This window comes from Streptomyces sp. NPDC048111, from assembly GCF_043202815.1.
Classification (GTDB): Bacteria; Actinomycetota; Actinomycetes; order Streptomycetales; family Streptomycetaceae; genus Streptomyces.
Genome location: NZ_JBIDBD010000017.1, coordinates 13533 through 26391, shown reverse-complemented (window position 1 = coordinate 26391; position 12859 = coordinate 13533). Strand labels below are relative to the sequence as shown.

At 72.1% G+C, this 12859-nt stretch carries 10 protein-coding genes; 6 read left to right on the top strand and 4 right to left on the bottom strand.

What is annotated here, in order from left to right; translation table 11 throughout:
- Positions 1-5: 5 nt before the first annotated feature.
- On the top strand, positions 6-1151 hold the full coding sequence (locus tag ACGF3I_RS24110) for a PQQ-binding-like beta-propeller repeat protein (protein ID WP_393135273.1): 1146 nt from the start codon (positions 6-8) through the stop codon (positions 1149-1151).
- Between the two features lie 98 nt (positions 1152-1249).
- Here ACGF3I_RS24110 and ACGF3I_RS24105 read toward each other — a convergent pair whose 3' ends face one another.
- Together ACGF3I_RS24105 and ACGF3I_RS24100 are read right to left on the bottom strand one after the other, a co-directional pair.
- Entirely contained in the window at positions 1250-3178 is a 1929-nt protein-coding gene (locus ACGF3I_RS24105) for an MFS transporter (protein WP_393135271.1), read from the bottom strand.
- A gap of 255 nt (positions 3179-3433) precedes the next feature.
- Positions 3434-6172 carry a serine hydrolase gene (locus ACGF3I_RS24100; RefSeq protein WP_393135269.1) on the bottom strand — a complete coding sequence of 913 codons (2739 nt, stop codon included), beginning with the start codon at positions 6170-6172 and terminating at the stop codon, positions 3434-3436.
- A gap of 145 nt (positions 6173-6317) precedes the next feature.
- Here ACGF3I_RS24100 and ACGF3I_RS24095 point away from each other — a divergent pair, with 145 nt between their 5' ends.
- The 3 genes from ACGF3I_RS24095 to ACGF3I_RS24085 all read left to right on the top strand — a co-directional run bounded on the left by ACGF3I_RS24095 (position 6318) and on the right by ACGF3I_RS24085 (position 8535).
- A complete protein-coding gene (locus ACGF3I_RS24095) occupies positions 6318-7067 on the top strand; it encodes a GPP34 family phosphoprotein (RefSeq protein WP_393135267.1) in 750 nt (249 codons plus the stop codon).
- 219 nt (positions 7068-7286) lie between these two features.
- On the top strand, positions 7287-8156 hold the full coding sequence (locus ACGF3I_RS24090; RefSeq protein WP_393135265.1) for a helix-turn-helix domain-containing protein: 870 nt from the start codon (positions 7287-7289) through the stop codon (positions 8154-8156).
- Positions 8157-8331: 175 nt separating this feature from the next.
- Entirely contained in the window at positions 8332-8535 is a 204-nt protein-coding gene (locus ACGF3I_RS24085; protein WP_393135263.1) for a DUF397 domain-containing protein, read from the top strand.
- A gap of 112 nt (positions 8536-8647) precedes the next feature.
- On the opposite strand, the gene ACGF3I_RS24080 is transcribed toward ACGF3I_RS24085, so the two are convergent.
- The gene (locus ACGF3I_RS24080; protein WP_393135262.1) at positions 8648-9487 is read right to left on the bottom strand and encodes a hypothetical protein; all 840 of its coding nucleotides are present in this window, start codon (positions 9485-9487) and stop codon (positions 8648-8650) included.
- Between the two features lie 81 nt (positions 9488-9568).
- Between ACGF3I_RS24080 and ACGF3I_RS24075 the strand changes: the two genes are divergently transcribed.
- On the top strand, positions 9569-10351 hold the full coding sequence (locus ACGF3I_RS24075) for an SDR family oxidoreductase (protein ID WP_393135260.1): 783 nt from the start codon (positions 9569-9571) through the stop codon (positions 10349-10351).
- A 398-nt stretch (positions 10352-10749) separates the two neighbouring features.
- Positions 10750-12324 carry a sodium:solute symporter family protein gene (locus ACGF3I_RS24070; RefSeq protein WP_393135258.1) on the top strand — a complete coding sequence of 525 codons (1575 nt, stop codon included), beginning with the start codon at positions 10750-10752 and terminating at the stop codon, positions 12322-12324.
- A 34-nt stretch (positions 12325-12358) separates the two neighbouring features.
- Here ACGF3I_RS24070 and ACGF3I_RS24065 read toward each other — a convergent pair whose 3' ends face one another.
- Entirely contained in the window at positions 12359-12784 is a 426-nt protein-coding gene (locus ACGF3I_RS24065; protein WP_393135256.1) for a hypothetical protein, read from the bottom strand.
- Positions 12785-12859: the final 75 nt, after the last annotated feature.

Genomic DNA, 12859 nt, shown 5'->3' with positions numbered 1-12859 from the left:
CCGGGGTGCAAGGTCCGCAGGCCCTGCACCCCGGGACGCAGGCCCCGCAGGTCGGCGCCTCCACCGCCTATCAGGTCGACGCCCGGCACGACGGCACCCTCCTCGACTCCGTCGTCGGGGCGCCTCCGCTGGCCCGGAAGTGGGCCCGCGACCTCGGCGGGGCCGTGTCGTACCCCGTCGTGGTCGACGGGCGCGTCTTCGTCACCGTCTCCTCGCCGGGCGGCGGATACGGCACCACCCTCCACGCCCTCGACGCGGCCACGGGCCAGGACGCCTGGGCGCCCGTCGACCTCGGCGGCACCTACTGGTGGTCCGCGCTCGCCTACGGCGGCGGCCGGCTCTACGCGCAGAACTACGACGGCGTGCTCACCGCCTTCGACCCCGCCCGCGGCACCAGGCTCTGGAGCGTCACCCTGCCCGGGCAGCACTCCTTCAGCTCGCCGCCCACCTTCTCCGGCGGCACGGTGTACACCGCCGGGTCCGGTTCGGGCGGCACCCTGTACGCGGTGGACGCGGCCAGCGGGGCGGTGACCTGGAGCCGGTCCGTCCTCAACGGGGGCAACAGCTCGCCCGCCGTCACGGCGACCGGCGTCTACGTCTCGTACGCCTGCGAGCAGGCCTTCGCCTTCGACCCCCTCTCGGGCGCCCCCAAGTGGCGCCACGAGACCGGCTGTTCGGGCGGCGGGGGCCGCACCCCGGTGCTCGCCGACGGCCGGGTCTGGGTGCGGGACGGCGCGGGGGCGGCGCCCGCGGTGCTCGGCGCCGCCGACGGCGCGGTCCTCGGCGGGTACCGGGCCACGGGCGACGCGCCCGCGCCGGCCTTCGACGGGCGGCAGGGCTACTTCGTGGACGGCGGGGTCCTCACCGAGCGGCACAGCCGCACCCTGGAGGCACGGTGGACGTTCGCGGGGGACGGGCAGCTCAGTACGGCGCCGCTCGTGGTCAACGGCTATGTGTACGTCGGCTCGCGCACCGGCCGGCTCTGGGCGCTCAACGGCGCCACGGGGCAGCCGGTCTGGTCCACCGACGTCGGCTCCCCGGTCCTGGGGCCGGACGAACGCAACGTCTCCCAGCCGCTGACCGGTCTCGGCGCCGGCGCCGGGCTCGTCGTCGTGCCCGCCACCCACCAACTGGTCGCGTACGGGCGGTAGGACCCGGGGGGGTGGTGAAGGCGCCCTCGGCGCGGTAGTGCGCGGGGCGCCCTCTGCGTGAAGGCGGGCAGGGCTCGGGGCCGGGCGGGCCCGCGCCGCTACGGCGCCTTCAGCTCCTCCGGGCACCCCGTGCCGCGCGGGATGCTGTACGGGGCCGCCACGTAGTACGTGCCGGGCTTGGGGGCGAGGAGTTCCGTCCATTCGTCGCCCGCGGGGGTCGCCGGGGCCTTGCGCAGGCAGCCGTTGGGGTTGGTGTACGTCTTGGGGCCGTGGCCCCGGAGCTTGGACTCCGGGGTTTCCTGCGGCGGCACCACACCCTTGCCCTTCGCGTCGACCAGCTTCAGCCACGGCGAGTACGGGATGCGGATCAGGATCGTGCCCGGGGAGCGGACGTCCACCGTGACCTCGCCCTCGTTGGCGTGCTTGACCGTGGCCGGCGGGTCCGCGAGCGGTGTCGGGCTCTCGACGGCGAACAGCCGCCAGTGCTCGTTGGACCACAGCTGCTTCAGGTAGGGCAGGCCCTGCTCGATCAGCTTGCCCTCCTGCACGGCGCCGTTGCGGTCGGCCGGGCCGAGCGGCAGCACCACGTACCTGACCGCCCAGCGGTTGAGCCAGGCGTGGTAGTTGTCCGCGTTCAGGGTGTCGTCGTAGAACAGCGGGTTGCGCTGCATGTCCGCCTGCCGGTTCCAGCCGCGGGCCAGGTTCACGTACGGGGTGAACGCCGAGGCCTCGCGGTGGCTGGACGCGGGGACCACCTCGACGCGGCCGGTCGAGGCGTCGAGCCCCTGCAACTGGTCGACCAGCGGCGCCAGATCGCGGGCCCAGGTCGCGGCGGGGGCGGTGTGCACGATGTCGTCCACCGACTTGAAGCCGATCCACCCGTTGAGGCCCACGAAGGCCAGCACCAGGACGTACCACGTGCGGGACTTCGGCACCGCGTACGGCAGCGCGGCCAGGAACATCACGCCCGCGAACAGCATCGCGAGCCGGGTGATGTTCGAGCCGATCTGCGAGTGGATCGCGAAGCAGAGCAGCACCCCGATCCCGTAGACGAGCGCGGCCGTGCGGACCGTGCGCCAGTCCTTGGGGACCAGGAAGAAGATGAGGGCCGCGAACAGGAACGGGCCCGAGGTGGTCGCGAGCGACATGGGCTGGGTGCCCGAGAACGGGAACAGCCACGCCGAGAGGCCGACCACCGCGACCGGCGGCAGACCGATCGCGTACGCGCCCGGGCGGCGCTTGTTCAGGAACAGGGCGGCGGCGACGATGCCGAGGAACAGGCCGGCGACCGGGCTGCTCGCGGTGGCGAGCGCGGCGCACGGCGCGGCGACGGCGGCCTTCTGCCAGCGGTTCTCGCGCCGGTTGTGCGGCCAGCAGAACACCGCGGCGACCGCGCCGAGCGCGAACATGGTGCCGAGCCCGAACGTCACGCGGCCCGACATGGCGTTGCACAGGAAGGCGAACAGGGCGGCGAAGGAGCAGGCCAGCGGATTGCGGACCGCCTTCACGCGCACCAGGATCAGCGCGGTGAGCCCGGCGGACACGGTCCCGGCGATCATCATGGTCGTCCGGACGCCGAGCAGCGACATCAGATACGGCGACACCACGCTGTACGAGACCGGGTGCATCCCGCCGTACCAGGCCAGGTTGTACGCGGACTCCGGGTGCCGGCCGACGAACTCGGTCCAGGCGTCCTGGGCCGCGAGGTCGCCGCCGCTGTTGGCGAAGAGGAAGAACCACAGGATGTGGGTGAGGGCCGCGGCGGCCGTCACGAACGCGACGGGGTGCCGCCTGGGCCACCCGTCGGGACCCAGCCCTATTCGCGAGAGCCTCGACGTCCCGGCCTGCGCGGCGCCACCCGCGTCGGCGGACGCGGTCGGGCCGCCGGAGGTGCCGGCGTCACCGGGGGTGGCCGCGTCCCCCGGCTCGGGGCGCGCCGGCTCGGGGCGCGTCCCGGTGTCCGTGCCGCCGGTACTGGTGGTCTTGCTGCTGTCGGCGCGGGTGGGCGTCGGCTCAGCGGTGGTCACTGCGGCTCTCCCGCCTCACGCTGTCTCACCTGGCATACGCGACCGTGTGCGACTGCACACGGTCGGCGTGGGGGCCGTCCGGTCGGCCCGTACTGCTCGTGTCCACGCGGGACTCCGGAAGAAGTCGATTCCGCCGGGTCCTCACCCGGGATTCTCCCCCGATTCCAAGGACGCCGTCCCCGCGCCCCCGGTTGCCCGAAGCTAGCACGGGGGGCGCCCCGCAGGTCGGGGCGCCCTTGACGTGATCGGCGGCGGTCAGCCCAGTCGGGTGAGCTTGTCGCCCACGCCCGGCTCGGTGAGCGCGCTCCTCAGCTCGACCGGCGCGGAGATCCGTCCGTTGCCGGAGCCCACGGACAGCTCGCCCACCACGTCCCCGGCCTTCGCCGAGTGCGGTACGGGCTTGCCGCCCGCGCCCAGGGTGAGCTGGGCCTTCAGGCCCGGCCAGCCGACCGCCTTCAGGTCCTTGGCCGCGACCAGCGGCGTCTTGCCGCCGAGGCCGTTGTCGACGTAGCCGACGACATCGCCCTTCTTGACGACGGTCGCCGAGGTGATCGCCTTCTGCACGGCCTTGATCAGCGTGTAGCTGTTGTTGATCGCCGAGCTCAGCTTGGCGTCGAGCGTGGTGCCGGTGCGCTGGCCCATGACGATGCCGTAGATCCGCTGGTTCTTGCCGTCGACGATGGTGTCCGCCGCCCACAGCAGGTTGCCGCCCGCGGGGGTGGACGAGCCGGTCTTGATGCCGCTCACACCCGGCTTGAGCAGGATCTTGTTGTTGTTGTAGATCATCGTGTCGATGCCCGGGATCTTGATCTGGGGCGTGTTCACGATGCCGCGGAACACATCGTTCTGCATGACGGCCTGCGCCAGCTTGAGCTGGTCGGTCGGCGTGGAGACCGTGGTCTCCTTCAGACCGCTCGGGTCGGTGTACGTGGTGCCCGTCATGCCGAGTTCCTTGGCGGCGGCGTTCATCTTCGCGATGAAGGCCTCCTCGTTCCCGGCGTCCCAACGGGCCAGCAGACGCGCGGCGTTGTTGCCGGACGGGATCATCAGCAGTTCGAGCATCTGCTTCTCGGTGAACTGCTGGTCCTTGCGGATCGGCGCGGTCGACTCGTCGGGCTTCTTCGCGTCGTCCTCGGCCTGCTGGTCGACCGTGATCTTCGGGCCCTCCTGCTTTCCGGAGATCGGGTGGCCCTTGAGGATCACGTACGCCGTCATCGTCTTGGCCACGCTCGCCAGCGGCGCGGGCTTCTGCTCCCCGTGCGTGCCGAGGCTGCCGACGCCGTCCACGGACACCGCCGACTGTCCCTCCGCGGGCCAGGGCAGGTCGAGCGCGCCCCCCTCGAAGGCGTACGTCGCCTGCGTGGTGAGGGTCAGCTTCGGCTCGGGGAGCGGGCGCATGATCTGTACGACCGCAAAGACGACCAGGAGCAGCAGGACCAGCGGGGTCCAGATCTTGAACCGCCGCACCGTGGAGCGGACCGCGGTCTGCGCGGGGGGCGGGGTGTTCGTCAGCTCGGCGAGCAGATCGAGCGGGGGCTTCGGCGGCAGGGGCTGCTGCCGGGTGCGCTCGGCCTGCTCCGGGGCCGCGGGGCCGGCCGGGGCGGCGCCCATGGCGGGCGGCGGGGTGACCTTCGGCGCCCCGGGCCGCCCGAACGGGGACTCCGGGCGCTTGACGGCGCCCTCGGCGTTGCGGGCGGCGGCCTCGGGGCGCTTGGCGGAGGTGCCGGTGCCGGAGGTGCCCGAGCCGGAGGTGCCCGAACCGGAGCCGGCCTCGTCGGACCGCAGCGGCACGAACTGGCTGGTGCGCTCGGCGGCGCGCTCGGCGTCGGGCTCCCGCTGAGGTGCGGGCAGCTTGAGCATGGCCGTGGGCTGGTCGACGACCGGGGGCTGCACGGCCTTGAACACGGCGGTGGGCTGGTCGACCCCCTCGCCCTTGGCGGCCGGCTCGGCCGACGTGGGGGTGCTCGGCTCGGCCTTGGCGGCCGACTCGGCTGCGGGCTCGGTGCCGGCTGCGGACTTGGTGCCGGCTGCGGACTTGGGCTCGGCCTCGGCGGTCGGCTCGGCCTTGGTGGGGGTGGCGGCTTCGGCGGTCGGCTCGGCCTTCGCAGAGGGGGCTGCCTTCGCGGGGGCGGCGTCGGCCTTCGCGGGGGCGGCGTCGGCCTTCGCGGAGGGGCTGGCCTTCGCGGGGGCAACGGGCCCGGTCGGCTCGTCGGCCGGCTTCGCGTCGGCGGGTTCGGAGGGCTTCTCGGAGTCGGCGGGCGCGGCGGGCTCAGCGGGTGCATCCGCCTTCGCGCGCGCTTCCGCGCCCTTCGGCTCCGCACCCTTCGGCTCCGCCGACGCGGCGGTCCGGGCCCGCTCGGCAGCCGCCGCGGGCTCGTCGGCCTCGGCCGGCTTCGCGAGTTCGTCGGCCGCCCCAGCCTTGGCCGCCCCAGCCTTGGCCGGCCCGGAGGCCTGCGCGGGCTCCCCGGGGCCCGCGTCCGCCGCGGCCCGGGCCGCCCCGGATCTGGAGGAGGTCGGTTCCGCGTCGGCCGAACCGGCGCGCCCGCCCTCGCCGGCACCCTCCGACGACTCGGCACCGTCAGGCCCAACACCCTCCCGCTCGGCACCCCCGCCGGAGGCACCCCCGGAGGCACCCCCCTCGGGCTCCGCCTCCTGGTCGACCCACGCGGCCACCGCCGCGCGGAGCCGGGAGTCGCCCTCCTCGGGGCGCGGGGCCCGGAACACCGCGGTCGCCTGGTCCACGGAACCGGCGCTGCCGGAACCATTCGCCGCCCGCGCGGCGTCCCCACCCTTGCCCGGCGCGTCACCCTTGCCGGGCGCGTCCTCACCCGAAGGGGACGGGGACGGGGAGGGGGGCAGACCGATACGCGGGTCGCGTTCGCTCGTAGTCGTCTCCCCCGACGACTGCTTCTGCTCCGACTTGTCGGGGGACTCGCCCGCCACCGATGCCTCCTCCAGACGCCGGGTGGCGTCATTCGAAACTGTCCGAACCATGTACCAGTGTCCCGTGTGCCGGGTAGGACCCCCTGGCTAGACGAGAACGACATACCTGTCGGTTCCCGTACGAACCGCCCAGGCGCTCTCGACAGATGAATGTGAGAGGGGTCACCCTGTCATTCATCCACGCGGGGAGGCATGGATGGGCAGGAGCCGCAGAACTATTCCGGAAGAGCTGTTGCTGCTCGCTCTGGACCCGGCCACGGGTACCACAGCGCAGCCGCAGTCGCTCGACCTCGGCCTCGCCGGAGCCCAGCTAGTGGAGCTGGCTCTGGCAGGACGGATAGCCCCAGACGGGGATCGTATCGCCGTGGTGATGGCACGGCCGACAGGAGATCCGACACTGGACTCCGCACTGGAACTGCTGCGCAGGCGCGGCAGTCCGGTCCGGGCCGTCCACTGGATCGGCGGGCCCCGTCTCGGGCTCCGCCAGATTTACCTCGCGCACCTGGAGCGGTGCGGCATGGTCCATGCCGTCGCGGGCCAGATGTGCGGGGTGCTGCCGACGACTCGCTACCAAGCGACGGAGACGGCGATCAGCCGGGACATCAGGGCCCGGCTGGACAGCGCGATCCGCACCGGCGTACCGCCGGACCCGCGGACCGCGGCGCTTGCCGCGCTGGCCCACGCAGTCGGGCTCGGCAAGCACTTGTACCCCGGCAACGAGGGGCGGTCATCGCGCTCCCGTCTCAGGGATCTGATCAGGCACGACCCGATGGGCGGTCTCGTGGCGCACGCCGTGATGGACGTCCAGAACGGGGTGGCCGCTCAGCCACGCCGCTCCGGGCAGGGTGGCGCCGCGCCGGACAACGGGAGCCGCCACGCGGCGACCGCCGGCGTCGCGATGCAGCCGCACCACGGCTTGATGGCCCGGGCCGTGGCCCACCACTAGCAGCACCGGCGACCACGCCGCACCACCGCACCACCACCGCCGCACCGACGTCCCCATGACCCGGTCCGGAAGCCGCACGGCAACGCGCGGGGCTGTCTCGACGGCCCCGCGCGTTCGCATGGTCGCTGCGTGTGGCGGTTTTCCAGCGCGCGCACGGAGGTTGGTGGCAGTCTGCTGAGCAGACCAACAGAAGAGCCGTGAGCCGGAGGTGCGTTACCCGTGGCGTCCAATGTCAATCCCACCGTCAGGCGGCGCCGTCTGGGCCAGGAGCTGCGCAGACTCCGCGAGCTGAAGGGCATGACGGCCGAAGAGGTCGCCGAGCGCCTGCTGGTGTCCCAGTCGAAGATCAGCCGCCTCGAGAACGGCCGCCGCTCCATCAGCCAGCGCGACGTGCGCGATCTGTGCGGGGTGTACGAGGTCGAGGACCACCGGATCGTCGATTCGCTGATGCAGATGGCCAAGGACTCGCGCCAGCAGGGCTGGTGGCACGCCTTCGGCGACATCCCGTACAGCGTCTACATCGGTCTGGAGACGGACGCGGCGAGCCTGCGCGTCTACGATCCGCAGGTCGTGCCCGGGCTGCTCCAGACCCGGGAGTACGCGGAGGCCCTGATCGCGGGAGCCCTGCCGGAGACCGCCCCGACCGACGTCGAGAAACGCGTCAGCGTCCGGCTGCGGCGCCAGGAGCGGGTGAAGGCGGCGGAGAACCCGCTGCGGCTGTGGGTGGTCATCGACGAGGCGGCGCTGCGCCGCACGGTCGGCGGCAAGCAGATGATGATCGACCAGCTGGAGTTCCTCATCGTGCAGTCCCAGCTGCCCCATGTCACCGTGCAGGTACTGCCGTTCAGCATGGGCGCCCATCCGGGCATCAACGGCCAGTACGCGATCCTCGAATTCCCCGACGCCTCGGACTCCAGCGTCGTCTACATCGAGGGCGTCACGAGCGACCTCTACCTGGAGAAGGCGAACGACGTCCAGAAATACAGCGTGATGTACGAGCATTTGCGGGCGCAGGCCCTGAACGTGGACCAGACGCGGGAATTCATCACCGCGGTCGCGAAGGACTACGCCGACGGGAAGGCGGGCTGATCCGCTGAAGCGCGGCACCGTACACCCCACGCGTACCGCAAAGGAAGACCCCACTGGAATATGCCATCCGGTCGAGTGAATGGCCGCCGCACACTCGGGGAGCTGCGAGTAGCGTCGATCACGCCAACGACAATCGCTGGCCGAGAACGACCAACTGGCAAGAACCGGAGCGATCATGGCCATTCTTCAGGGCGCCACGGACACCTGGACCAAGTCCTCGTACTCCACCGGTAACGGCGCATGTGTCGAAGTCAAGTCCCCCGAGATGCACGCCATCGCCGTGCGGGACTCGAAAGTCACCGCCGGTCCCTCGATCTCCTTCGCTCCCGGCGCGTGGAACGCGTTCGTGGCCGAGGTGACCCGGGACACCCTCAGCTGACCACCCCGGCAGCCACCGTGATATCCGCCCTACCGACAAGAGCCCTCTCGACTGGTCCGCCGTCCCGGCCGAGGGGGCTCGGCCGTGCCCGCACCGCCACCGCGTCGCGGGCTCAGCGCAGCTCGTCCACGTAGCGGTCGGTGCCGGGCACGGTGGGGATGAACGGGGCCACCAACTCCACCCGCCCCAGGCCCGTTTCGGCGACCGCGGTGTCGAGCCCGGCGAAGTGGTCCGCCCAGACCTCGCGCGGATCGCGTTCGAGGAACCAGAGCAGCGTGAGCCGGGTGCCGACGCCCTCGACCTGTTTCACGTACGTCATGCGGTCGCCCGGCAGCGGAGTGGGCCCGAAGACGGTCACCAGGGCGGTGGGCCCCCCGGCAAGGCGCCGGGGCAGCTCGCGCGAGCGCAGCCACTCCAGCAACTCGCCCCGCGCGTCCGGGCTTTCGGCGTCGACGACCTGGAGGACGAGACCCGCGTAGGGGTGGTCGAGCGCGTGGTAGTCGCGCGGGCCGGCCGCGCCGTCGCGGTAGACGGTCGCCTCGTGGTCCTGGAACGCGGTGAAGACGTGGGTGCGGTCCTGGTAGACCCGCCCGTCCCGGTTCAGCCGCTTGTTGATGCCGACGGTCCACTTCATGTGCTCGTCGTAGCGCCCGTCGGTGATCCAGTACGTGGAGAGGTAGCAGCCCGCGCCGACCGGCCGGGCGACCGCCGACTTCTCCGGATAGCGCAGCTCCTGGAGTGCGCGGGTGGCCACCCAGCGGCGCCCCGCGTACATCCAGGGCATGGCCATGGCGCCGGCGTAGTAGTGGTCGTCCTCGTACCAGCGGTTGTACGCGTACTCGTGGCCCGGGTGCGGCTCCACCATGGTGATCAGCGCGTGCCCCGGGCGCACCCCGTAGGGCCCCACCGAGGCCAGCTCCGCGTAGGCCTCGGGGCGTGTGTCCTGCGTCATGCCGCATCCCTTCCTTCCGCCACTGGGGGCACTTACTCTGACGCTCCGTCAGAAGATGTGCCAGAGCCGGGAGGCGACCGGATGTTGCTGAGTGGGAAGACCGTCATCGTGTCCGGGGTCGGGGCGGGGCTCGGCCACCAGGTCGCGGCGGCCGTCGTGCGCGACGGGGGCAACGCCGTGCTCGGCGCGCGCACGGCGGCCAACCTCGCCAAGTGCGCCTCCGAGGTGGACCCGGACGGCGCCCGCACCGCGTACCTGCCCACCGACATCACCGACGAGGCGCAGTGCGAGGCGCTCGCCGCGCTCGCGGTGGAGCGCTTCGGGGCGATCGACGCGGTGGTCCATGTCGCCGCCTGGGACAGCTACTTCGGGGGGCTCCAGGACGCGGACTTCGCCACCTGGCAGCAGGTCATCGACGTGAACCTGCTCGGCACGCTGCGCATGACCCGGGCCTGCCTGCCCGCGCTCAAGGCGCGGGGCGGCTCCGTGGTGGTGATCGGCACGCAGTCCTCGGTGGCGGCGCCCTCGCAGGTGCGCCAGGCGGCGTACGCGGCCTCCAAGGGGGCGCTGACCTCGGCCGCGTACTCCCTGGCGCGCGAGCTCGGCCCGGACCGGATCCGGGTCAACACGGTGCTGCCGGGCTGGATGTGGGGGCCGCCGGTCCAGGCGTACGTCCAGTTCACCGCGCACACCGAGGGCGTGTCCGAGCAGGAGGTGCTGGGGCGGCTCACCGAGCGGATGGCCCTGCCCGAGCTCGCCACCGACGGCGACGTGGCGGACGCGGTGGTGTTCCTGGCCTCGGACCGGGCCCGCGCGATCACCGGCCAGTCCCTCCTGGTGAACGCCGGGGAGCTGATGAGATGAGGCGGGCGCGCAACAGGCGCTGATACAGGGGTGGTTGACCGTCCCTCCCGGCCGCGCGGGACCCGCATCCCGTGCGGCCGTTCTGCGTCTGGGCGCACCCGAGGGGGCGCTAACGATGGGCGGAGCCTGACGAAGTGCCCGCTCATCGTGTGGCTCCCGTCACTCGCGCGGCAACAGCCCATGAAGTAAAGGCGAAGCAAAATCGTTCGACTTTGTGATCCTCGTTCATATCCATGACCGGCACAGGTCTTGACCACCTCCTCGGCCAAGGGGTTCAATCCCCCAAGTCCCCACTCCCGCACGGGGCGCCGCTGAACCGGACGTACTGACGAAGGGCATCCGAGCTCCTCGACGTCGCCTCGGTGACGTTCACAAGGCGGACCCCTGGGAGGGGGCACATGAACAGTCTCGACTGGGCCGTGCTGATCGGCTACTTCGGCGTGATGGTCGCGATCGGCATCTGGTCCCACAGACGGGTCGGCGATGTCTCCGACTTCTTCACGGCCGGCGGCCGGATGCCGTGGTGGCTGTCCGGCATCTCGCACCACATGTCCGGCTACAGCGCGGTGATGTTCACCGGCTACGCCGGCATCGCCTACCAGTACGGCGTGACGTCCTTCGTGACCTGGTCCTTCCCCATCGCGGTCGGCATCGGCATCGGGGCGAAGCTGTTCGCGCCCCGGCTCAACCGGCTGCGCTCCAAACTCCTCGTGGCCTCGCCGCTCGAATACCTCAAGAACCGCTACAACGTCTCCACCCAGCAGGCGCTCGCCTGGTCGGGACTGCTTCTGAAGATCGTCGACGTGGGCGCCAAGTGGGCGGCCATCGCGACCCTGCTGTCCGTGTTCACCGGCATCAGCATCACCCAGGGCATCTTCATCACCGGCGGCATCACGGCGGTGTACTGCACGGTCGGCGGCCTGTGGGCGGACGCGCTGACCGAACTCGGCCAGTTCATCATCCAGTTGGGCGCGGGCCTGGCGATGCTCATCGCCGTCATGGGCAGGCTCGACGGCTTCTCCACGCTGTGGACGGTGTGGGACAAGCTGCCCAGCGGCCACGCGCACGCGACCGCCGGCCCGTACACCGTCACCTTCCTGATGGCGTTCCTCTTCATCAAGACCTTCGAGTACAACGGCGGCATGTGGAACCAGGCCCAGCGCTACATGGCCACCGACTCGGCCCGCTCGGCGACGCGTTCGGCCCGTCTGTCGGCGATCCTGTGGGCCGTGTGGCCGACCGTGCTGTTCTTCCCGATGTGGTGCGCGCCGCTGCTCGTACACGCCAAGAAGCCGGACGGGTCGGACAGTTACGCCCTGATGACCCAGACGCTGCTGCCGCACGGCATGCTCGGCCTGGTCGTCGTCGGCTTCTTCTCGCACACCATGGCCATGTGCTCCTCTGACGCCAACGCCATCTCGGCCGTCTTCACCCGCGACATCATGCCGGTCCTGTCGAAGTCGGCCCGCGGCTGGGACGCGCGCGCGGGGCTCGTCGCCGCCCGGCTGTCCACGCTGGTCTTCCTCGCCCTGTCGATGACGATCGCCACCCAGGTCGACTCGCCCGCCTTCAAGGACATCATCACCGTCGTGATCAAGTGGGTGGCCGGGCTCATGGGACCGATCGCGATCCCGTTCATGCTGGGCATGCTCCAGACGTTCCGCAGGTCGGGCCCGACGGCGGCGCTGGGGAGCTGGGCCGCGGGACTGGTCGCGTTCTTCTTCGTCAACTACGACCTGGACGGCTCGCAGCGGACCGGGGTCGCGCTCCAGTGGCAGGTGTCGGTGCCGCTGGCGATCTCGCTCGTCCTGTACGTCGTGATCGGCCTGCTCAAGCCCGAGGACACCCCCGAGCGGGACGCGCTGCTCGCCCGCGTCAACACCGACGACGACGGGCCGGGTCCGGCAGCGGCCTCGGCCGCCGTGCCCACCCAGGCCGGAGCCGGGGGCACCGAGGCGGTGCGGGCCGACTGATGCGGGGCCGGGCGCCCCGGGGGCGGGGCCGGGGTCAGCCGACGATCTCGGGCTCGTCCTGCGGGGCCGCGACCACGTCGCCGTCGCCGCCGCGTACGGGGTAGGCCTCGTCGCGGTGCGGGCCCCAGCGTTCGTAGTCGGCCTGCCGCTCGGCGTCCGACTGCGGGCAGTGCCGGGCCTCCGCCTCCTCCTCCTCGTCCATCACCATGGCGTCCACGGCCTGCTGGGCCTCGTGGGCGTCATACGGCGGGAGGTCGTCGCCGCGCGCCGAGGGGGCGGTGAAGGCGGGCTCGTCGCCGGGCTGCAGATAGGCGGGGCGGTCGGCGTCGTCGGCCGGGGCCGCACTGGAGGTGCCGGCGCCGGTGCCGAGCAGGGCCAGGGCGAGCAGGGGGGCCGTGAACCAGCGGCGCGCCAGGGGGCGGCGGGCGTGGGTGGCGCGGGCGGTGGGAGCGGGGGTCATGACGACGACCCTGGCGAAGACCCCGTGCGGGCGCGAGGGACACACCGTTTTTCGGCCGTTCCTTCGCCCGCACGG